Origin of the sequence: Streptomyces mobaraensis (assembly GCF_020099395.1) — a bacterium.
GTDB lineage: Bacteria > Actinomycetota > Actinomycetes > Streptomycetales > Streptomycetaceae > Streptomyces.
Genome location: NZ_CP083590.1, coordinates 3,892,942 through 3,913,658 on the forward strand (window position 1 = coordinate 3,892,942; position 20,717 = coordinate 3,913,658).

General features: G+C 71.2%; 23 protein-coding genes and 1 tRNA gene. 18 read left to right on the top strand and 6 right to left on the bottom strand.

What is annotated here, in order from left to right:
* Positions 1 to 88: 88 nt before the first annotated feature.
* The 12 genes from K7I03_RS16935 (at position 89) to K7I03_RS16990 (ending at position 9,184) form a co-directional block, all read left to right on the top strand.
* Positions 89 to 394: a hypothetical protein gene (locus K7I03_RS16935; RefSeq protein ID WP_185944335.1), complete on the top strand. Its 306-nt coding sequence runs from the start codon at positions 89 to 91 to the stop codon at positions 392 to 394.
* Positions 364 to 1,626 carry a hypothetical protein gene (locus K7I03_RS16940; protein ID WP_398857361.1) on the top strand — a complete coding sequence of 421 codons (1,263 nt, stop codon included), beginning with the start codon at positions 364 to 366 and terminating at the stop codon, positions 1,624 to 1,626. The genes K7I03_RS16935 and K7I03_RS16940 overlap by 31 nt, the downstream gene beginning before the upstream one ends.
* Positions 1,627 to 1,705: 79 nt before the next feature.
* Positions 1,706 to 3,838 carry a P-loop NTPase family protein gene (locus K7I03_RS16945; RefSeq protein WP_398857363.1) on the top strand — a complete coding sequence of 711 codons (2,133 nt, stop codon included), beginning with the start codon at positions 1,706 to 1,708 and terminating at the stop codon, positions 3,836 to 3,838.
* 139 nt (positions 3,839 to 3,977) lie between these two features.
* Positions 3,978 to 4,229, top strand: coding sequence for a hypothetical protein (locus K7I03_RS16950; protein ID WP_185944336.1), 252 nt, complete (start codon positions 3,978 to 3,980; stop codon positions 4,227 to 4,229).
* 17 nt (positions 4,230 to 4,246) lie between these two features.
* Positions 4,247 to 4,441, top strand: coding sequence for a hypothetical protein (locus tag K7I03_RS16955; RefSeq protein WP_185944337.1), 195 nt, complete (start codon positions 4,247 to 4,249; stop codon positions 4,439 to 4,441).
* A 25-nt stretch (positions 4,442 to 4,466) separates the two neighbouring features.
* Positions 4,467 to 4,703 (top strand): hypothetical protein, encoded by a 237-nt coding sequence (locus K7I03_RS16960; RefSeq protein ID WP_185944338.1) that lies wholly within the window; start codon positions 4,467 to 4,469, stop codon positions 4,701 to 4,703.
* Positions 4,704 to 4,798: 95 nt separating this feature from the next.
* Entirely contained in the window at positions 4,799 to 5,419 is a 621-nt protein-coding gene (locus tag K7I03_RS16965) for a hypothetical protein (protein ID WP_185944339.1), read from the top strand.
* On the top strand, positions 5,416 to 5,763 hold the full coding sequence (locus tag K7I03_RS16970; RefSeq protein ID WP_185944340.1) for a hypothetical protein: 348 nt from the start codon (positions 5,416 to 5,418) through the stop codon (positions 5,761 to 5,763). Before K7I03_RS16965 ends, K7I03_RS16970 begins: the two co-directional genes overlap by 4 nt.
* 91 nt (positions 5,764 to 5,854) lie before the next feature.
* The gene (locus K7I03_RS16975; RefSeq protein WP_185944341.1) at positions 5,855 to 6,745 is read left to right on the top strand and encodes a bifunctional DNA primase/polymerase; all 891 of its coding nucleotides are present in this window, start codon (positions 5,855 to 5,857) and stop codon (positions 6,743 to 6,745) included.
* Complete coding sequence (locus K7I03_RS16980; RefSeq protein ID WP_185944342.1) at positions 6,742 to 7,752, top strand: AAA family ATPase; 1,011 nt, start codon at positions 6,742 to 6,744, stop codon at positions 7,750 to 7,752. The genes K7I03_RS16975 and K7I03_RS16980 overlap by 4 nt, the downstream gene beginning before the upstream one ends.
* A gap of 53 nt (positions 7,753 to 7,805) precedes the next feature.
* A complete protein-coding gene (locus K7I03_RS16985) occupies positions 7,806 to 8,015 on the top strand; it encodes an excisionase family DNA-binding protein (RefSeq protein ID WP_185944343.1) in 210 nt (69 codons plus the stop codon).
* A complete protein-coding gene (locus K7I03_RS16990) occupies positions 8,015 to 9,184 on the top strand; it encodes a tyrosine-type recombinase/integrase (protein ID WP_185944344.1) in 1,170 nt (389 codons plus the stop codon). Before K7I03_RS16985 ends, K7I03_RS16990 begins: the two co-directional genes overlap by 1 nt.
* A 54-nt stretch (positions 9,185 to 9,238) precedes the next feature.
* Here K7I03_RS16990 and K7I03_RS16995 read toward each other — a convergent pair.
* A tRNA-Gly gene (locus K7I03_RS16995) sits at positions 9,239 to 9,309 on the bottom strand.
* 258 nt (positions 9,310 to 9,567) lie between these two features.
* Here K7I03_RS16995 and K7I03_RS17000 point away from each other — a divergent pair.
* From K7I03_RS17000 to K7I03_RS17010, 3 genes are all read left to right on the top strand, one after another.
* A complete protein-coding gene (locus tag K7I03_RS17000) occupies positions 9,568 to 9,732 on the top strand; it encodes a hypothetical protein (RefSeq protein ID WP_004947509.1) in 165 nt (54 codons plus the stop codon).
* A gap of 84 nt (positions 9,733 to 9,816) precedes the next feature.
* The gene (gene dcd / locus K7I03_RS17005; protein ID WP_004947512.1) at positions 9,817 to 10,392 is read left to right on the top strand and encodes a dCTP deaminase; all 576 of its coding nucleotides are present in this window, start codon (positions 9,817 to 9,819) and stop codon (positions 10,390 to 10,392) included.
* 48 nt (positions 10,393 to 10,440) lie between these two features.
* Positions 10,441 to 10,938, top strand: coding sequence for a phosphoribosyltransferase (locus K7I03_RS17010; protein WP_185944345.1), 498 nt, complete (start codon positions 10,441 to 10,443; stop codon positions 10,936 to 10,938).
* 79 nt (positions 10,939 to 11,017) lie between these two features.
* On the opposite strand, the gene K7I03_RS17015 is transcribed toward K7I03_RS17010, so the two are convergent.
* The 5 genes from K7I03_RS17015 to K7I03_RS17035 all read right to left on the bottom strand — a co-directional run bounded on the left by K7I03_RS17015 (position 11,018) and on the right by K7I03_RS17035 (position 16,705).
* A complete protein-coding gene (locus K7I03_RS17015; RefSeq protein ID WP_224347087.1) occupies positions 11,018 to 12,307 on the bottom strand; it encodes a Yip1 family protein in 1,290 nt (429 codons plus the stop codon).
* A gap of 203 nt (positions 12,308 to 12,510) precedes the next feature.
* Positions 12,511 to 13,101, bottom strand: a complete 591-nt coding sequence (locus K7I03_RS17020; RefSeq protein ID WP_185944349.1) for a hypothetical protein — start codon at positions 13,099 to 13,101, stop codon at positions 12,511 to 12,513.
* Positions 13,102 to 13,208: 107 nt separating this feature from the next.
* The gene (locus K7I03_RS17025) at positions 13,209 to 13,709 is read right to left on the bottom strand and encodes a MarR family winged helix-turn-helix transcriptional regulator (protein ID WP_185944350.1); all 501 of its coding nucleotides are present in this window, start codon (positions 13,707 to 13,709) and stop codon (positions 13,209 to 13,211) included.
* Between the two features lie 52 nt (positions 13,710 to 13,761).
* Entirely contained in the window at positions 13,762 to 14,358 is a 597-nt protein-coding gene (locus K7I03_RS17030) for a Uma2 family endonuclease (RefSeq protein ID WP_224347088.1), read from the bottom strand.
* A gap of 76 nt (positions 14,359 to 14,434) precedes the next feature.
* The gene (locus K7I03_RS17035; protein WP_185944351.1) at positions 14,435 to 16,705 is read right to left on the bottom strand and encodes a (Fe-S)-binding protein; all 2,271 of its coding nucleotides are present in this window, start codon (positions 16,703 to 16,705) and stop codon (positions 14,435 to 14,437) included.
* A gap of 274 nt (positions 16,706 to 16,979) precedes the next feature.
* Here K7I03_RS17035 and dnaK point away from each other — a divergent pair, with 274 nt between their 5' ends.
* Genes dnaK through dnaJ form a run of 3 tightly spaced genes read left to right on the top strand, consistent with a single transcriptional unit; the run spans position 16,980 to position 20,713 of the window.
* Complete coding sequence (dnaK, locus tag K7I03_RS17040) at positions 16,980 to 18,845, top strand: molecular chaperone DnaK (RefSeq protein ID WP_185944352.1); 1,866 nt, start codon at positions 16,980 to 16,982, stop codon at positions 18,843 to 18,845.
* Positions 18,842 to 19,477, top strand: a complete 636-nt coding sequence (gene grpE / locus K7I03_RS17045; RefSeq protein ID WP_004945730.1) for a nucleotide exchange factor GrpE — start codon at positions 18,842 to 18,844, stop codon at positions 19,475 to 19,477. Before dnaK ends, grpE begins: the two co-directional genes overlap by 4 nt.
* A 51-nt stretch (positions 19,478 to 19,528) precedes the next feature.
* Positions 19,529 to 20,713, top strand: coding sequence for a molecular chaperone DnaJ (gene dnaJ, locus K7I03_RS17050; protein WP_185944353.1), 1,185 nt, complete (start codon positions 19,529 to 19,531; stop codon positions 20,711 to 20,713).
* Positions 20,714 to 20,717: the final 4 nt, after the last annotated feature.

Genomic DNA, 20,717 nt, shown 5'->3' on the forward strand with positions numbered 1-20,717 from the left:
CAGCCCAACTCGGGCCGGCGCGGTGATCGACGGGTCAACGGAGGCTCACCGCCCGGCTCTCCATCCCACCGACGGCGCAGGAGAGACGATGCGTTCGTACGTAGAAGACCAGCAGGTCAACGAGGTTTTACGGGTACAAGGCCGGGCGTTCTCCGGGAGCCGGCCGTCCCCGGCGGGCTTCAGGGAGCTTTTCCACGGCGTCCCGGGCGAGACCGCCGAGGAGCGGGCGGCCCGCCTGGCGGTGGCCGAGTCCGTCCTCACGGAACTCCTGGAGCTGGGTGAGACGGACGAGGTCGCGGCGGAGGACGCCTTGTACGCCGCCCACCTCAACAGCACCGCGCTGTGGAGGGTGAAGATCGACGCGTGGCCGAGCTGGGCCAAGAGGGCGGCGTGATGATCGCGTCCCTGCCCTCCTGGGCTCCCGCCGCCGGCTCCGCGGCCGTCGTCCCGGCCGTCTGGCTGATGTGGCGGGGGCTGCGCGGTCGGCGAGCCGGCCGGAAGCGCGGTTCGGCCGCCGTGGTCGTGGCCGCGCTGGCCGCAGCCGGCTGTACGGCCTACAGCGCCGACACCAGCTGGCGGTTCGCCGCCGACTACCTTGACATGGGGAGCGCGACCGAGCGGGCGGCGATGTTTGCGGCCGCGGAGCTCGCCCTCTTCGCCACCGCGCTCATGGCCCGGCAGAATCTGAACGGGCCTACCGGAGCGCCCGGTGCCCCCGGACTGCTCGTCTGGGTGATCACCGGAGTGCAGGTCATCCCGGCGTACGCCGAATCCGGCGCGGTCGGCGGGACCGTACGGGCCTTCGTCGGTCCGGTCATGGCCGCGATGCTGTGGCACCTGGCGATGGGTATCGAGCTCCGCCACCGCCGGCCGGAAGCGAAGTCCCACGGTCTTGTCGCGGTGCTGGGCAAGGAACTGCGGGAACGGCTCCTCTCGCACCTCGGCGTCGCCGAGCGGAACCGCGACGCGGCGCAGATCACCCGCGACCGGGCCACCGCGCGGGCGGTCGCACTCGCCGCCCGCCTGGCCGACACGGCACCGGAAAAGCGCGCGACGCGGCGCGGCCGACGGCTCAACCGGCGGCTAGCGGTGGCGGTGGCGCGGGCGTCCGTGGGCGTTGACGCCGGGCAACGGCGCCGGCTGCTCGAACAGCTCGCCGCCCGGCGGCACGCGGCGGGGCTGGCCACCGTCGAACTCCCTTCGCCGTGGGCCGACTCCGCGCCGGACCCCGCCGCGTCGGCCCTGGCCGCCCAGGTGCGCGACCAGATGCGCCAGGCGACGGAAGCGATCCGCCGGCAGGGGTACCCGCATCTGCCCCGAACCACGGAAGTCTCCGCTGATCAGGGGGTGAACGGCTCGGACCGTTCACCTGAACGCCCCGAGGGCCCCGCGGGAGACGAGCCGACCGCGAAGTTGAGCACCGCCGACGCTCAAGCGGTCATCGAGAACGGTTGGGCCGCCGGCCTCAGCGTCCGCGAGACGGCGAAGCGGGCCACCCGCGCGCCCAGCTACGTACACGGCGTTTTCGTGAAGCTCGACACCGAGCGCGGGCGGCGGCCGGGGGCCGGGCAGCTCGCCCTGGTGAACGGCCAGGGGGAAGCCCTGCCCGACGCGGCCGACTCCTGATCCCCTCCTGCACGCGGAAATCCGGGTCCGGCCATGCCCTTTGACGGGCTGCGCCGGGCCCCACAAGGAAGGACTGGCAGTGCAACACGAGAAGGACGACGGTCGAGACCAGCGCACCGGCGACGAAGGAACGGTGCACCACCTCAACGACGTCCGCGCCGCCCGCTCACAGGCGGTCACGCAGGACCCCGACACCACGGTCATGGTCGACGGTCCGGCCCCGGCGGCTTCCGGCTTCATGGCACGGATCACCGGCGCCAAGCGCCGCCCGATCGTCCCGTCGTGGATGCGCGACCGGGCGGAGCTGAAGACCGCCGCGACCTGGGCCGCCGGCCACTACGGCCACGTCGCCGCGTACCACCTCTGGCGCTCCCCGGTGTACGCCGCGCGCCTCACCCTGCAGGCACCGCGCGGCGCCGCCCGCTTCGTCGGCGGGGCGATGCGGTGGGTGTCCGACGCTGAAGGGGAGCCGGTCCGGCTCGCCGCGGTGCGGCGGGAGGACGTCGGCGAGTACCTCAAGCTCTGCCGGCAGCGGGACGGCCGGGTGCGGCTGCGGACGCTCGTCGCCGTCCTGGCCTCGCTCGTCGGCCTGGGGGCCGCGCTGGCCTTGTACGTGCTGGCCCCCGGCTGGCTCCAGGCCGTTTCCCTCGGTGCCTTGGCGCTGGCGCTCGGCCACTTCGGCACCCCGGCGGACGCCCCGGTGATCACCCGCGCCGTGGAGACGCCGAAGACGCAGAAGCTCACCAGTGACATCGTGCTGCGGGCCCTCGGCGCTCTGGGCATCTCGGCCATCGGCCAGGCGCAGAGCAAGGGACAGGACGGCTTCGTCTTCACGGCCCCCATCACACGGGACGGCCCCGGCTGGCGGGCCGAGGGCGACTTGCCGTACGGCGTGACCGTCACGGACGTGATCGACCGCCGCGACCGGCTCGCGTCCGGTCTCCGCCGGCCGCTCGGCTGCGTCTGGCCCGAAGCCGTTCCGGAGGAGCACACCGGCCGGCTCGTGCTGTGGGTCGGCGACCAGGACATGTCGAAGGCCAAGAAGCCGGCGTGGCCGCTGCTGAAGGGCGGCGCCGTCGACCTGTTCAAGCCGGCTCCCTACGGCACGGACCAGCGCGGACGTTGGGTCGACGTCACCCTGATGTACATCTCGGGGATCATCGGCGCCATCCCGCGCATGGGCAAGACGTTCCTCCTCCGGCTGCTCATGCTCGTCGCCGCCCTGGACCCGCGCGCCACCCTGCACGCCTTCGACCTCAAGGGCACCGGCGACCTCGGCCCGCTGGAGCGCGTCGCCCACAGCTACCGCGCCGGCGACGAAGACGAGGACATCGACTACGCCCTGGCCGTGCTCCGCGGCGTCCGGGAGGAACTGCGCCGCCGGGCGAAGGTGATCCGCAACCTGCCGCGCGACCTCTGCCCCGAGTCCAAGGTCACCAGCGAGCTGGCCGACAACAAGTCCCTGGGCCTGCACCCGATCGTGATCGGCGCGGACGAGTGCCAGGTGTGGTTCGAGCACCCCAAGCACGGCAAGGAGTTCGAGGAGATCTGCACGGACCTGGTGAAGCGGGGGCCCGCGCTCGGGATCACCCTCCTCCTCGCCACCCAGCGGCCCGACGCGCGGTCCCTGCCCACCGGGATCTCAGCGAACGCCTCCAACCGGTGGTGCCTCAAGGTCATGGGGCAGTTGGAGAACGACATGGTGCTGGGTACCTCCGCGTACAAGCGGGGCGTCCGGGCGACGATGTTCGCGTGGGGTGACAAGGGCATCCACTACTTCGTCGGCGAAGGCGCCGACGCCCGGATCGTCGGCGCGGCGAACATCGACGCCCCGACGGCCGACGCGGTGGTGGCCCGCGCGTACGCGCTGCGGGAGGCGGCGGGCACCCTCACCGGCCACGCCCTCGGCGCGGACCCCGTCGCCGAAGCCGTCGCCTCGTTCGACCTGCTCCGCGACATCCTCGCCGTCGTCCCCGCGAACGAGCCGAAGGTCTGGAACGAGACGGTCGTCGGCCGCCTGGAGGAGCTGCGACCCGACGTCTACGTCGGCTGGGCCGCCGAGCAACTGACCGCCGCGCTCAAGCCCTTCGGGATCGAGACCGTCCAGATCGGCCGGCGCCTCAACGGCAAGGTCGTCAACCGGCGCGGCATCGTCCGGGCCGACATCGCCGAAACCGTCGCCGACCGTGACGGAAGGCAGGAAGCGGGATGACCGCCGGGGCCGCCGGCGCTAGCAGCGCACCCCGCTAACGTTAGCGGCCCCGCTAGCACCCAGAACCCGCTGTGACCTGGCCGCTAGCGGTTAGCGGCCCTCCCCGAGCACGTCCGTGAACCGGCCCGGGAGGCCCCTGATGAGCTCCGCCCTCTCCGCTATACCCGCCCTGCTCCTCATCACGCTGTGCTACGCCGTGCTCTGCGCCGTCAGCCCCCTCGGCACCTGCCGGAAGTGCCACGGCTTCGGCTTTCAGGTCCGGAAGAACCGCCGCGGCCGGATCTCGCGCGGTCGCGACTGCCGCCGCTGCCGCGGCCACGGCAAGCGCGTCCGCGTCGGTCGCCACCTCTACAACCTCGCCTCGCGGGTCCACCGCGACGGCACCCGCTGACCCCGAAGGAGCCCACCGTGTTCGTGTCGATCTCCGCTCTCGCGCTGTTCGGCGTGCTCCTGGCCCTGCTCCTCCGCTTCAAGGCCCTGGGCATCGGCGCCGCCGTGGTGGCCGTCCTCTTCGGCTTCTACCTCTCCCGGACCGGCGCGGCCGGCTCCATCGACCAGATCATGACCGCCCTGAGCGGCGCGGTCCGCGACTTCGGCAAGTGACCGACCAACCCACAAGGAGACGACCATGTGCGAGTGCCGGACCACCGTCCCCCGCATCTCCCTGATGGCCGCCGCGGAACTCCGCGACGTCCTCAGCGCCCTCGAACGCGGTAAGGGGCCGGTCGCCATCGCCGCCCTGATGGCCATCGATCCCGAGTCCTGGCAGGCGATCGAGCACCGCCTCGCCGCGGTCGGCGGCGACCTCCGCGCCCTGCTGGACGCGGCCGGCGAGGGCGACACCCGCCGGTACGCCCTCCGCTGACGGCCCCCCCCGTGCGGCCTCAACTCCCCTTCACCGGAGGTGAGGCCGTGCGGAGGACCGGACAGACCGGCCCGAACGAGCAGGGAGGACTTTTCGTGACCAAGCCTGCTGTTGCCTGGTTCCAGAGCCTGACCGAAAGCGTCTTCGCCCTCGGCGCGGCGGCTAGGGAACTGCGCATGGCCAACGACGCGGCCCGCGTCGCCGCCTGGAGCGTCGACCCGCACCGCTTGCTCCCCGTCGACGGTGAGCTGAACGTCCCCGGGGCGCCCTTCTTCCGCCCGCACGAAGCGGCTGTGTGTGAGCTGGCCAATGTCTACCGACAGCTGGAGAACCGCACGAAGCGGATGTATGAGAACACTGCCCTCGCCTACGCCCATGGTGCGGCTGCGGCGGCGCTGGCCGTACTCCGGGGCGAACGCCCGTACCACGCCGAACTGCGGCGCGAGGAAGGCCAGTACGTGCTGCCGGCCACTGGGCTGCCCAACCCGACCGGCCTCCTGGGTGGGTGGAACGGCGGCCCCCGACTCGTCGGGCTGCGCCGCGTGCTCCTCCAGCGCCAGGACGAGGCGGACGCGGCTCGTGCGGAACGTCACTGTGCGGCCGACGAGTTCACGGTGCACCTGGCCGACGCCGCATACGCCTTCGGCGAGCAGGCCGAGAGCGCCCTCCACTTCGCCTTGATGACCACGAGCAGGGACGACGAGGAGACCTGGTGACCACCCCGGAAGCGCCCACCCCCGACCCCGCCACGGCGTACGCGGAGGCCCCCAGCATCATCGCCGAGATCGGCTGGGTGGCGAGGCAGCGGGGCTCGCAGCCGGACCGTGAGTTCTGGCTCCGCAAGGCCGCCGTGTTCGACCGCATCGCGCTCAAGGAGGCGGCGAGCTACGCCCCGGAGGTGGCGGCGCCGGCGATCGAGGCCGCCGCCGACGCGGCGCTCCAGCTGGTGCGCTACGACGCCACGCACGAGGGGCTGAGCCCGAGGGGCTTCGAACTGGTCACCGCGGACGACCACCGCGAGCACGTCCGCCGCGCCTACCTGGCCTGGAGCCGTTCGTAGGTCTGCGAATCCCGGGGCAGCGGTCGACGGGTCAAGGACGCCCGCTGCCCCGGCCTCCCATCCCAACCAAGACACAGGAGGTGTCACCAGCATGCCTCAGAACAGCTCTCGTCCGCTGCTGGACGCCGCTCTTGCGGCGGCCGAGCGCGGCTGGAGGGTCTTCCCGATCCGGCACGGCGGCAAGTGCCCGGCGGTGCGAGCGTGGGAGCGGCGCGCGACGACCGATGTCACGCGCATCTCCCGCTGCTGGACCGCGTCCCCCTTCAACGTCGGCATCGCCACCGGCCCGTCGAAGCTGGTCGTGATCGACCTGGACGTGCCCAAGCACGGCCAGGACCTTCCGCCCGCCGGAACGCCGCCGAAGGTGACCACCGGCGCGGACGCGCTGTCCCATCTCGCGGCAGAGCACGGGCAGCCGTTCCCCGCCGACACCCACACCGTCCGGACGGCCGGCGGCGGAACCCACCTCTACTTCGCCGCACCGCAGAGCGTCGAGCTGCGCAACACCGCGGGCGCGCTTGGATGGAAGATCGACACCCGGGCGGCAGGCGGCTGCGTCGTCGGCGCCGGCAGCACCGTCAACGGCAAGCCGTACACCCGCGTCGTCGACATCGACCCGGCCCCGCTGCCGCACTGGCTGCTCGACCTCCTCCGACCGGCGACCCTCCCCCCGCAGAAGCCGGTGACCGTGTCGCTCGGCTTCGACCGCCGCAGCGGCTACCTCAAGGCGGCCGTGAATGGGGAGCTGGCCAAGGTCGCCAACTCCCCGGCACACGGCCACAACAACACCCTCTACCTCGCGGCCGTCGCCCTCGGGCAGCTCGTCGCCGGGGGAGAACTGAGCGCCGCCGACGTGACCGAGTGGCTGGCGGCGGCCGCGCTCCGCGTCGGCCAGGGCGACCGCGAGGCCCGGCGCACGATCGCCTCGGGCCTGAAGGCCGGCGCCCGCCGTCCGCGAACCGTGGCGAGGAGGGCGGCATGACCGAGCCCCTGCCGCACCTCTACTCCACCACCCACGCGGAGCCGCAGCCCCTCCAACCCGCCCAGCAGCGCATCCGCACCGCCTGGACGGCGGACGAGCTGATGGCGGCAGAGTTCCCCGAGCCGCGCTGGGCGGTGCCAGGGATCATCTCCGAGGGCGTGAACCTCCTCGCCGGTCCGCCGAAGGTCGGCAAGTCCTGGCTGTCCCTGGGCCTGGCCCTCTCCGTCGCCGCCGGCGGCCAGGCGATGGACACGGTCCCGGTGGAGGGCGGCCCGGTGCTCTACCTCGCCCTGGAGGACACCCCGCGCCGGCTCCAGACGCGCATGCGGAAGATCCTCGGCGGCGAGCCGGCGCCGGCCGCGCTGACGCTGGCCACCTCCTGCCCGCCGCTCCCGCAGGGCGGCAACGAGGCCATCGCCCAGTGGGTGGAGCGCAACCCCGACGCCCGGATGGTGATCGTGGACGTCTTCGCGAAAATGCGCGGCCCGTCCGCCCCGGGCACCTCCGCCTACGACGCCGATTACGCCGCGGTCGGCCACGCCAAGCGGATCGCGGACCACTACGGCATCGCCATGGTCCTGGTCCACCACGTCCGCAAGGCCGGCTCCGACGACTTCCTCGCCGAGGTCTCCGGCACCAACGGCCTGGCCGGCGCCGCCGACGCCACCCTCGTCCTCAAGCGCTCCCGCGGCCAGGCCGACGGCGTCCTCCACGTCACCGGCCGCGACGTCGACGAAGCCGAGTACGCCCTCCGCTTCCACGCCGAGGCCGGCGCCTGGCAACTCCTCGAAGGCCCCGCCGCAGCCCACACCATCGGCGACACTCGCGCCACCGTCCTCCGCTACGTCCGCGACCACCCCGGCGCCAAACCGAAGCAGATCGCCGAGGGCACCGGCCTCGACCCCGCCCTCGTCCGACAAACCTGCTCGCGGATGGCCAACGACGTCCAACTGATCCGAGACGCCGGCGGCTACGCCGTGCCGTCGGCGGATGGGGGACAGGCATGACGAGTCACAGCAGTCACAGTGTCACAGCACAAGAGCGGAAGGAGAGCTACAAGGTGGCGGAACGCCTGCTGACTGTTGCAGAGGTAGCCGAATGGCTTGGCACGACCGAGCGGTTCCCGCGCCGTCTGATCGCCGAGCGGCGGGTGACCTTCGTCAAGGTCGGCAAGCACGTCCGTATCCCGGAGAGCGCCCTGACGGCGTTCATCGAGAGCAATACCGTCCAGCCCGTGCGCCGCCGGCCGCGCTACGGGAGGGCTGCCTGATGCCCAACAACAAGGGAAAGCGGCGCAGGTTCGGGGCGATCCGGAAGCTGCCGTCCGGGCGGTTCCAAGCCCGTTATCCGGGGCCCGACGGTGTGATGCGTCCCGCTCCGCAGACGTTCGAGACCATGGGCGACGCTGACGACTGGTTGGCCGAGCAACAGGTCTCGATCCGTCGGGGTGCTTGGACAGATCCCGAAGCCGGGAAGGTCAATTTCGAGGATTACGCGCGGAAGTGGGTGGACGAACGGGAGCTCGCTGCCACCACAGACGAGCTGTACCGTCGGCTCTTGCGGTTGCACATCCTGCCCACCTTCGGCGAGCTGGACCTCGACGAGATCGTCGCGCCGGTTGTGAGGACTTGGCGGGCCGAGCGCAAGGCAGCGACCGGTTCCACGACCGTGGCCAAGTCGTACCGGCTGCTCAAGGCCATCCTGGAGACGGCGGTCGACGACGAGCTGATCCGCCGGAACCCCTGCCGGATCAAGGGGGCGGGCAAGGAGTCGGCGAAGGAGCGATCGGTGGCCACCGTGGCCCAGGTCGACGCACTTGCCGACGCGGTCGGGCCGCGATGGCGCCTGATGGTCTACCTCGCCGCTTACGGGCCTGCCCGCCCGGAGGAACAGGCGGCGATGCGGCGGCCGGACGTGGTGATGGAGCCCTTGGGGGTGTGGGTGCGCACGGCCGAGCCCGAGTTGACCACGGGGCGGCGGGCTCCGGGCGACACGAAGTCCACAGCAGGCAAGCGGTTCATCACACTGCCCGCGTTCCTGGAGAAGGAGGTGCGAAGGCACCTCGCCTGGTACACGGAGAAGGCCCCTGAGGGACTGCTGTTCGTAGGCGAACGCGGCAAGCCGTTCCGGAGGTCCACGTTCGGGCGGAAGTGGCGCAGGGCGCGCGCGGCGGTGGGATTGCCGGACGACTTCCGCTTCTACGACCTCCGACACACCGGGCACACGCTGTCGACCCAGTCCGGAGCGACGCTCAAGGACACCATGGTCCGCGCCGGCCAGTCTTCGGAGAAGGCAGCGATGATCTACCAGCACTCCAACCACGAACGGCAGCGCGAGGTAGCGGCTGGCATCGACGCCCGGGTCCGGGATGAGCGGCGGAAGGCTCAGGACCGGCCGGGTGATCAAGGTTCTGGCATGGATCTGGCACATGGCGACTGAGCCGGTCTAGACAACGACGAAGGCCCAGGTCACTGACCTGGGCCTTCCTTCAAGAGCGGGCGACGAGAATCGAACTCGCGCTCTGAGCTTGGGAAGCTCATGTTCTACCATTAAACTACGCCCGCGAGGACGCCCCGTCAGGGCGTCGCATCGTCGCACACTCTACCCCATTCGAGCCCCTCGGCGCACGTGCCGCAGGGGGCTTTTTCGTTTGCGGGGGTGGTGTGGAAGGGGTGGGGACGGGGGCGTGGGGTGCGGGAGTTGGGGCGTACCGTGGGGCGCGGTGGTCGGCCCTGGGGGTGGTGGGAGTGCCGCGTACGAGTGCGTCCCATACATCCCCTAATGTGGCTTTTGTCTTTCACGTCCATGGGGAAAGGGACTCGATGGAGCGCACCGTCGTCCGTTGTGCCGAGGGGCACGTGTTCAGCACCGCTTCGTTCCCGATGCAGAACCTCGGTCCCGGCCGGATCGGTCCCGGCCGTCTGCTGCGCTGTCCGCGCTGCGCGCGGCTGCGGCACTCGGTGCCGGTGGGGCAGCAGAAGCGGTGATCGCCGCGCGGTGAGCGGCAACGCGGGCCCGGTCCGGTCAGGACCGGGCCCGCGTCGTCCTTCTTCTCCGCGTATCCTCGACCCGTGCTTCTCTCAGACAAGGACATCCGGACCGAGATCGACGCCGGCCGGGTGCGGATCGATCCGTACGACGCATCGATGGTGCAGCCGTCGAGTATCGATGTGCGCCTCGACCGCTACTTCCGGGTGTTCGAGAACCACCGGTACCCGCACATCGACCCCGCCGTGGAGCAGGCGGACCTCACCCGTGAGGTGGTGCCGGAGGGGGACGAGGCGTTCATCCTGCACCCCGGCGAGTTCGTGCTGGCCTCGACGTACGAGGTCATCACGCTGCCCGGGGACATCGCCTCGCGGCTGGAGGGCAAGTCCAGCCTGGGCCGGCTCGGCCTGCTGACGCACTCGACCGCGGGTTTCATCGACCCGGGGTTCTCCGGCCATGTGACGCTGGAGCTGTCGAACATGGCGACGCTCCCGATCAAGCTCTGGCCGGGCATGAAGATCGGGCAGCTGTGCATGTTCCGGCTGACGTCGCCGGTCGAGCACCCGTACGGGTCCGCGAAGCACGGTTCCCGCTACCAGGGCCAGCGCGGTCCGACGCCGTCGCGGTCCTTCCAGAATTTCCATCGCACGCAGGTCTGACCGCGCGGTCGCGCAGGTCCGACGACCAGGGAACAGGGCGAAGAGCAAGTGAGTGACATCCGCGAGAACCTGACCTACCCGATCTTCGGGCAGGCCATCCGGGAGCTGGCCCAGACCGTCGCGGACGACGGCTACGAGCCCGACATCATCCTGTCCATCGCGCGCGGCGGCGTCTTCGTCGCCGGCGGCCTCGCCTACGCGCTGGACTGCAAGAACATCCACCTGGTGAACGTCGAGTTCTACACCGGCGTGGGGTCGACGCTCGAGATGCCGGTCATGCTGTCGCCCGTCCCGAACGCGATCGACTTCTCCAACAAGAAGGTCCTGATCGCGGACGACGTCGCGGACACCGGCAAGACGCTCAAGCTCGTCCACGACTTCTGCCTGGAGCACGTCGCCGAGGTCCGCAGCGCGGTGATCTACGAGAAGTCGCACTCGCTGGTGAAGTGCGAGTACGTCTGGAAGCGCACCGACGAGTGGATCAACTTCCCGTGGAGCGTCGAGCCGCCGGTGGTGCGGCGCGAGGGCCAGGTCCTCGACGCGTGATCTGACGGCCCGGTACGGCGCGAAGGCCCCGGCTCCTGTGCGAGGAGCCGGGGCCTTCGCGCCGTACCGGGCGGCGTGGTTACAGCGTGCCCAGCTTGATGATCGAGAGCAGGGCGACCAGCTGGATCGCCGACGCGCCCAGCGCCTTCGGCCAGGGCAGGTCGTGCGACTTGCTCACCATCGAGGTGAAGAGGTAGCCGGCCAGCAGCCAGGTGGCCCAGCCGAGGAGCTGTACGACCGGGTTGTCGCCGCCCAGGAACACCGCGAGGAGCAGCCGCGGGGCGTCCGTGATCGACATGATGAGCATGGACAGGCCGATGGTCGGCTGCCACAGCCCGTCGCCGCCCAGCTGCCGGGCCAGGGTGTGGGTCACCGCACCGAGGATCAGCCCGGAGACGAGGACGATCACACCGGCGATCAGGACCAGCGGGATGCTGTTGGCGAACGTCGCGTTGAGCACGTCCGAGCGGGCCTTGTCGAAACCGAAGACCGCGAGCAGGCCGTAGATGAAGGTGACGAGCAGCGCGGGGACCCACATCGGGTGGTCGCGCATCCGCCAGAAGGTGGCGGACGGGCGCAGCACCAGGCCGGTCAGCAGGTCCTTCCAGTGCAGCTTGGGGCCGGGCGGGGGGCCGTTGTACGTCTGGGCGTCGCCGTAGCCGTCGTCGCGGTACCCGCCCTCGCCGTGCCCGTCGTCGTATCCGCCGTCGTAGGAGCCGTCCCCGTAGGGGGCGTTGCCGCCCTGGGGCGGGTACGCGTCCGGGGCCTCCCCGAGGCCGAACTGCTGGGTGCTGCCCTGCTGCGGGTACGGCTGCGGGGGGCGGTGGCCCTGACCGTGGCCCTGGCCCTGGCCCTGGCCCTGGTTCTGGCCCTGCCCCGGGTAGGGGTGGCCGCCCGGGGTGCCGTGTCCGCCGTGCCCGCCGTGCCCGCCGTGCCCGCCGTGCCCGCCGTGCCCGCCGTGCCCGCCGTGCCCGCCGTGCCCGCCGTGCCCGCCGTGCCCGCCGTGCCCGCCGGGGCCGGCGTGCCCGCCGTAGGCCGGTCCCCCGTAGGTCTGTTGCCCGCCGTAGGACGGCCCCGGGCCCTGCGGGGGCCGGTGGTGCGTGGGCTCACCGCCGAAGTACTCCGGCTCGTCCCCGCCGGCGGCCGGTCCGCCCTGCCACTGCCGCCCGTCCCAGCCGCCGCCGGCGGCGCCGGGGGCGTGTCCGGGCGCCCCGCCGGGCGCGCCGGCCGGGCCGGGCCCGTAGGGGGCACCGCCGCCCGGACCGCCGTACGGGGCCCCGTATGGGGCCTGCTGCCCGGGGTGTCCTGCTTGTCGTGCGGCGTTGCCCTCTTCCGAGTCCCGTCCGCGTCCCATCCTGAATCCAGCCACGCCTTCGAACGTACCCGCTCCCGGGGAGCGGTGGTGCGGGGGTGGGGGCGCAGGGGCTTCCTTGCTGCTGAGCTGTGACATCCCCTAGGGGAGAGGCCCGGGAGAAGTAGGGGAAGGAGCGGTTTACGGGGCTGCGGTACGGGTGTGGGACGGGTTGGGGCGGAACCTGGAAGCGTCGCGCCGGGTGGACTCCGGGCGTCCGTTCAGTGCCCGCCGCGCGGTTCCGTGCAGCCATCGCCGCCGCCCTCCACGTAGTGGCCGTGGACATCCGCCCGGACCCGCGACCGGTCGACGGTTCCCTCCACGCAGACCTCGGGGAGGGCGACCGTGTAGGCGGTCCCCTCGCCGAGTGGGGTGAGGGTCAGGGCGTCCGGCCGGTAGCCGAGGTCCCGCAGCGCCGGACCGACGGCCCGCGGCCCGGTGGTCCTCGCCGTCCGCAGCCTCTCCAGGGCGCCCCGGACGCGGGCCGCCTGGGCGTCGCCCTCGTGCCGCTGCGCGGCGGAGAGCGGGGCGGTGGCCCGGTAGGCGTGGTTCTCGGCGTAGTGCGGCGGGCCGTCGCCGGGGACGCCGTCTCTGGGAACGCCGTCCCCGGGAACGGCCGGAGCCGGGGGTTCCGTCGTCGGGGCGGCCGCGGGAGGCGTCGGCGGTGCCGAGGCGGCCGGAGGGGACGCCGGACCGGGCACGCCCGCCGCGTCGTCCGTGCTCTCGCCGCCGCACGCGGTGAGGGCGCCGGCCGCGCAGAGCAGGGCCGTGAGGGGCGGTGCGAGGCGGCGGAGGCGCGGGTGAACGGTCATGGGAACGAGTGTTCCTGTCCGGGTGCGGCCGTGTCCTGAGTACGCGTACTCGGAAGACGGCGGCTATCGAGGCGGTTCCGGAGCAGCCGCCTCCGATCCCACTCCGCTCACGCCGCGCCGCGTGCCGCCGCGACGTTGTCGATCATCCGCCGGAGCACCCGCAGCGCCCCCACGTACTCCTCGTCCGTGACGCCCTCGTGGATCTCCGCCCGCATCCGGTCGACCAGCTCCTTGGCACGGGCCTTGGCGGCCCGCCCGGCGTCCGTCAGCCGGAGCGCACCCTGCTCGTCGGCCGTCAGCCAGCCGCGGGCGAGGAGGCTGTCGGCCGCCCGTGCGATCTCCTCCGGCGCGACGCCGATCGTGCCGGCGAGCCGTGCCACGAGCTCGTCGCGGGTCCGTCCGGCGGGGCCGGCGCCCGCGACCTGGTTGAGGATCCACCACTGGGGCTGGGTGATGTCGACACCGGCCATCCCGTCGCGGATGTGCCGGATGACGGCGTCGTGGGCCACGCCGCTCCAGTAGCCGATGGGCTGGGCGGCGAGCGCGGCGAAGTCGTCGGGGACGTTCGGGTCGGCGGGGCGCGGGCCGATGGGCTGATGCGTCGTCATGAGCCTGACGCTAGAACCTCGACCGAGGTTGAGATCAAGGGAGTGGCACGCGTTACGAGTGGTAACGCGGAAACTCGGAGGTGTCGACGGTCCACTCGCCCACGGGAACCTTCTCCCCGAACGCGTACTCGTGACGACCGCGGTAGCACCGCTGCCCGTCGGATCCCGGCCCGGGATCGGACATGACCGTCACGGTGCCCGTCCGCGGGTCGATCAGCAGGTAGAGGGGGATGCCCAGGGCCGGATAGTCGCGCGCCTTCTGCGCGTAGTCGTTCGCATGGTTGGACGGGGAGACGACTTCGGCGGCGAGCTCCAGGTCCCTGGGGCGGAACGGGCCGGGCGTGTCCATGGCCGGCTCGGGCAGGACGACGAGGTCCGGCCGACGGAGGATGCCGAGCTCCGGGTCCTCCACGTCTCCGCCGGTGTGGGCCACGAGATCGTCCGGAAGCTGCCGGTCGAGCTGCCGGCGCAGCCGCATGGCCACGAGCTCGTGTGTGCCGGACGGGCTCATCATCATGACGATGGTGCCGTCCGAGATCTCGACCTTGCCCGCGTCGGGCAGGGCGGACAGCTCGTCGGCGATGGCGCGCATGCGGGCGTAGTCCATGGCTATCTCCTGCTCGGTCCGGGCGAGCGCTGACGGAGTCATCGTCCCACGCCCCACTGACGACGGCCGGGCCCCGCGAAGTCCGCGGGGCCCGGCCGTCGTCACCGTACGACCGGCGCTACTTCACCGGCTCCGGGTCCGGTTCCGGCGCGGCGGCCGTCTCGCCGTCGCCCCCCGGCTCCACCGGCGTCTTCACCGACTCCAGCAGCAGCTGGGCGACGTCCACGACCTGGATGGACTCCTTGGCCTTGCCGTCGTTCTTCTTGCCGTTGACCGAGTCGGTCAGCATGACGAGGCAGAAGGGGCAGGCGGTGGAGACGATGTCCGGGTTGAGGGACAGCGCCTCGTCCACGCGCTCGTTGTTGATGCGCTTGCCGATGCGCTCCTCCATCCACATGCGCGCGCCGCCGGCGCCGCAGCAGAAGCCGCGCTCCTTGTGGCGGTGCATCTCCTCGTTCCGCAGACCCGGCACCTTGGCGATGATCTCGCGCGGCGGCGTGTAGACCTTGTTGTGGCGGCCCAGGTAGCACGGGTCGTGGTAGGTGATCAGGCCCTCGACCGGGGTGACGGGGACCAGCTTCCCCTCGTCCACGAGGTGCTGGAGCAGCTGCGTGTGGTGGATGACCTCGTACTCGCCGCCCAGCTGCGGGTACTCGTTGGCGATCGTGTTGAAGCAGTGCGGGCAGGTCGCGACGATCTTCTTCTTGGACTTCTCGACCTTGACGCCCTCCTCCGCGTCCTCACCGAAGGCCATGTTGAGCATCTCGACGTTCTGCTGGCCGAGCTGCTGGAAGAGGAACTCGTTGCCCAGTCGGCGCGCGGAGTCACCGGTGCACGCCTCGTCGCCGCCCATGATGGCGAACTTCACGCCGGCCATGTGCAGCAGCTCCGCGAACGCCTTGGTGGTCTTCTTGGCGCGGTCCTCGAGGGCGCCGGCGCAGCCGACCCAGTACAGGTAGTCGACCTCGGTCAGGTCCTCGATGTCCTTGCCGACGACCGGGACCTCGAAGTCGACCTCCTTGGTCCACGCCAGGCGCTGCTTCTTGGCGAGGCCCCAGGGGTTGCCCTTCTTCTCCAGGTTCTTGAGCATCGTGCCCGCCTCGGACGGGAACGAGGACTCGATCATCACCTGGTAGCGGCGCATGTCGACGATGTGGTCGACGTGCTCGATGTCCACCGGGCACTGCTCGACGCACGCACCGCAGGTGGTGCAGGACCACAGGACGTCCGGGTCGATGACGCCGTTCTCCTCCAGCGTCCCGATCAGCGGGCGCTCGGCCTCGGCCAGGGCGGCGGCCGGAACGTCCTTCAGCTGCTCCTCGGTCGCCTTCTCCTCGCCCTCCATGCTCTTGCCGCCGCCCGCCAGCAGGTACGGCGCCTTGGCGTGCGCGTGGTCGCGCAGCGACATGATGAGCAGCTTGGGGGAGAGCGGCTTGCCGGTGTTCCAGGCGGGGCACTGCGACTGGCAGCGGCCGCACTCGGTGCAGGTGGAGAAGTCGAGGATGCCCTTCCAGGAGAACTCCTCGACCTTGGAGACGCCGAAGACGTCGTCCTCGCCCGGGTCCTCGAAGTCGATCGGCTTGCCGCCGCTGGTCATCGGCTGCAGCGCGCCCAGGGCGACGTCGCCGCTCGCCTCACGCTTGAACCAGATGTTCGGGAAGGCCAGGAAGCGGTGCCAGGCCACGCCCATGTCCGTCTTCAGGGAGACCGTGATCATCCAGATGAAGGACGTCGCGATCTTCAGGCCCGCGAAGAAGTAGGTGAGGTTCTGGAGCGTGGAGACGTCCATCCCCTCCAGCCACGAGACGACGGGGTACGAGAGGAAGAACGACGCCTCGTAGCCGTCCACGTGGTGCTGGGCGCCCTCGAGCGCGTGCAGCATGAAGATGCAGACGCCGACGATGAGGATGACGGACTCGACGAAGTACGCCTGGCCCGTGTTGGAGCCGGCGAAGCGGGACTTGCGGCCCGGCTTGTCCGGACGGTTCAGCTGCCGGATGACGATGAGCGTCAGGATGCCGAGCGCGGTCATCGTGCCGAGGAACTCGACGAAGACGTTGTACGGCGCCCAGTCGCCGATGACCGGCAGGAGCCAGTCGGCCTGGAAGAGCTGGCCGATGGCGTTGACGATCGTCAGCAGCAGGGAGAAGAAGCCCACTGCCACGAACCAGTGCGCGACGCCGACGACGCCCCACTTGTTCATCCGGGTGTGGCCGAGGAACTCCTTGACCACCGTGACCGTGCGTCCTGCCGGGTCGTCGGTGCGGGTGCCGGCGGGGACGGGCTGGCCGATCCGTACGAAGCGGTAGATCTGGAGGATGGCACGGCCGAACAGCGCGACACCGACCGCGATGAGGACCAGCGACACAATGATCGCGGCGAGTTGCATGGAAGGCTCCTCGGGCCTGCGAGAGCGGGATTACTACTCGGTAACTTATCCAGTCCGTACGAGACTACTCACTCTCGCGCCCGCGATATACCCGCAGCGCCGGTGATCTGCGTCGCGCGGGCCTGCTCCGGCCTGCGGGACCCCTGCTCCGGGCACCGCCTTGCGGATAAGGCCCGCATAAGACTTGAGTCGGCCCGACTCAGCTCCGTTGACAGTCCGCCATCCGTGTTGCACCCTTGAGTCTGTTCCACTCAAGTCAGCTGGAGGAATCGACATGGCACGTGCGGTCGGCATCGACCTGGGTACGACGAACTCCGTCGTCAGTGTTCTCGAGGGCGGTGAGCCCACCGTCATCACCAACGCCGAGGGCGCCAGGACCACGCCGTCCGTCGTCGCCTTCGCGAAGAACGGCGAGGTGCTGGTCGGCGAGGTCGCCAAGCGCCAGGCCGTCACCAACGTCGACAGGACCGTCCGGTCGGTCAAGCGCCACATGGGCACCGACTGGAAGATCAACCTGGACGGCAAGGACTTCAACCCGCAGCAGATGAGCGCCTTCATCCTGCAGAAGCTGAAGCGGGACGCCGAGGCGTACCTGGGCGAGAAGGTCACGGACGCGGTCATCACCGTCCCGGCGTACTTCAACGACTCCGAGCGCCAGGCCACCAAGGAGGCCGGCGAGATCGCGGGCCTCAACGTCCTGCGCATCGTCAACGAGCCGACGGCCGCCGCGCTGGCCTACGGCCTCGACAAGGACGACCAGACCATTCTCGTCTTCGACCTCGGTGGCGGCACCTTCGACGTCTCGCTGCTGGAGATCGGCGACGGCGTCGTCGAGGTGAAGGCCACCAACGGCGACAACCACCTCGGTGGTGACGACTGGGACCAGCGCGTCGTCGACTACCTGGTCAAGCAGTTCCAGAACGGCCACGGCGTCGACCTGTCCAAGGACAAGATGGCCCTCCAGCGCCTCCGCGAGGCCGCCGAGAAGGCCAAGATCGAGCTGTCCTCGTCCACCGAGACCACGATCAACCTGCCCTACATCACGGCCTCCGCCGAGGGCCCGCTGCACCTGGACGAGAAGCTCACCCGCGCCCAGTTCCAGCAGCTCACCGCGGACCTCCTGGAGCGCTGCAAGACCCCGTTCCACAACGTCATCAAGGACGCGGGCATCGCCCTCTCCGAGATCGACCACGTGGTCCTGGTCGGCGGCTCCACCCGGATGCCCGCCGTCGCCGAGCTCGTCAAGGAGCTGACCGGCGGCCGCGAGGCCAACAAGGGCGTCAACCCGGACGAGGTCGTCGCCATCGGCGCCTCGCTCCAGGCCGGTGTCCTCAAGGGCGAGGTCAAGGACGTCCTGCTGCTCGACGTCACCCCGCTGTCCCTCGGCATCGAGACCAAGGGCGGCATCATGACCAAGCTGATCGAGCGCAACACCACGATCCCGACCAAGCGCTCCGAGATCTTCACGACGGCCGAGGACAACCAGCCGTCCGTGCAGATCCAGGTCTACCAGGGCGAGCGCGAGATCGCGGCGTACAACAAGAAGCTCGGCATGTTCGAGCTGACCGGTCTGCCCCCGGCGCCGCGCGGCGTCCCGCAGATCGAGGTCACCTTCGACATCGACGCCAACGGCATCATGCACGTGGCCGCGAAGGACCTCGGCACCGGCAAGGAGCAGAAGATGACCGTCACCGGCGGCTCCTCGCTGCCGAAGGACGAGGTCGACCGGATGCGCGAGGAGGCCGAGAAGTACGCGGAGGAGGACCACAAGCGCCGCGAGGCCGCCGAGACCCGCAACCAGGCCGAGCAGCTCGTCTACCAGACGGAGAAGTTCCTCAAGGACAACGAGGACAAGGTCCCCGGCGAGGTCAAGACCGAGGTCGAGACCGCCCTCACCGAGCTGAAGGAGAAGCTCAAGGGCGAGGACACCGCCGAGATCCGCACCGCGTCCGAGAAGGTCGCCGCCGTCAGCCAGAAGCTCGGCCAGGCCATGTACGCCGACGCGCAGGCCGCCCAGGGCGCCCCGGGCGCCGAGGGTGCCGCCGGTGCCGGTGCGGGCCAGCAGGCCAAGGCCGACGACGACGTCGTCGACGCCGAGATCGTGGACGAGGACAAGCCGAAGGGCGGTGCGTCGGCGTGACGGAGGAGACCCCGGGCTTCGACGAAAAGCCTGAAGGCACTCCCTCCGACGACTCGGCCGACGAGAAGGGCGCCGGTCCCGCCGACAAGGCGGGCCCGGCCCCGGCCGGGGAGGAACTGGTCGAGGTAGGCCTCCAGGCGCAGCTGGACCAGGCCCAGGCCGCGCTCAACGAGCGCACCGCGGACCTCCAGCGGCTCCAGGCGGAGTACCAGAACTACCGCCGGCGCGTCGAGCGCGACCGGGTGCAGGTCAAGGAGGTCGCCGTCGCGAACCTCCTGTCCGAACTGCTCCCCACGCTCGACGACATCGGCCGCGCCCGTGACCACGGCGAGCTCGTCGGCGGCTTCAAGTCCGTCGCCGAGTCCCTGGAGACGGTCGTGGCGAAGATGGGCCTCCAGCAGTTCGGCAAGGAGGGCGAGCCCTTCGACCCGCTGGTCCACGAAGCCCTGATGCACAGCTACGCGCCGGACGTCACCGAGACGACGTGCGTGCAGATCCTGCAGCCGGGGTATCGCATCGGCGAGCGCACGATCCGCCCCGCGCGGGTCGCCGTCGCCGAGCCGCAGCCGGGCGCCCAGGGCAAGGCCGAGGGCGAGTCGGACGAGGAGAGCGGTGGCCCGGACGAGGGCTGACGCGATGAAGCACGGCACTGACCGCACGCACCGGGAGGAGGGACGCCGGGGATGAGCACCAAGGACTTCGTGGAGAAGGACTACTACAAGGTCCTCGGCGTGCCCAAGGACGCGGCCGAGGCCGACATCAAGAAGGCGTACCGGAAGCTCGCCCGCGAGTACCACCCGGACGCCAACAAGGGCGACGCCTCGGCCGAGGAGCGGTTCAAGGAGATCTCCGAGGCGTACGACGTCCTCGCCGATCCCAAGCGCCGCAAGGAGTACGACGAGGCGCGGGCGCTGTTCGGCAACGGCGCCGTCTTCGGTCAGGGGGGCCGGGCCGGCCCGGGTGCCGGCGGCTCCTTCAACTTCGACCTGGGCGACCTCTTCGGGGGCGCCCAGGGCGGGGCGGGGGCCGGCGGCTTCGGCGGCGGGCTGGGCGACGTCTTCGGCGGCCTCTTCAACCGCGGCGGCGGCACCACGCGCACCCAGCCGCGCCGCGGCCAGGACATCGAGTCCGAGGTGACGCTCAGCTTCACCGAGGCGGTGGACGGGGCCACGGTCCCGCTGCGGATGTCCTCCTCGGCGGCCTGCAAGGCGTGCTCCGGCACCGGTGACAAGGCCGGCACCCCGCGGGTCTGCCCGACCTGCGTGGGCACCGGCCAGGTGTCGCGCGGCTCCGGCGGCGGCTTCTCGCTGACCGACCCCTGCCCGGACTGCAAGGGCCGCGGGCTGATCCCCGAGAACCCCTGCGACGTCTGCAAGGGCAGCGGCCGGGCCACGTCCTCCCGCACCATGCAGGTCCGGATCCCGGCGGGCGTCTCCGACGGCCAGCGGATCCGGCTGCGCGGCAAGGGAGCGCCGGGCGAGCGCGGCGGACCCAACGGCGACCTGTACGTCGTGGTGCACGTCGGCTCCCACCCGGTCTTCGGACGCAAGGGCGACAACCTCACCGTCACCGTGCCCGTCACCTTCCCGGAGGCGGCGCTCGGCGGCGAGGTGAAGGTGCCCACACTCGGCGGACCGCCGGTCACCCTGCGAATCCCGCCGGGCACGCCCAACGGGCGCACCATGCGGGCCCGCGGCAAGGGCGCGGTGCGCAAGGACGGCACCCGCGGCGACCTGCTGGTCACCGTGGAGGTCGTGGTTCCCAAGGATCTCGACGACAAGGCCAGGGACGCCCTGGAGACCTTCCGCGACGCCACGGCGGGTGAGGACCCGCGCGCGGAGCTGTTCCGGGCGGCGAAGGGAGAGTGACCGC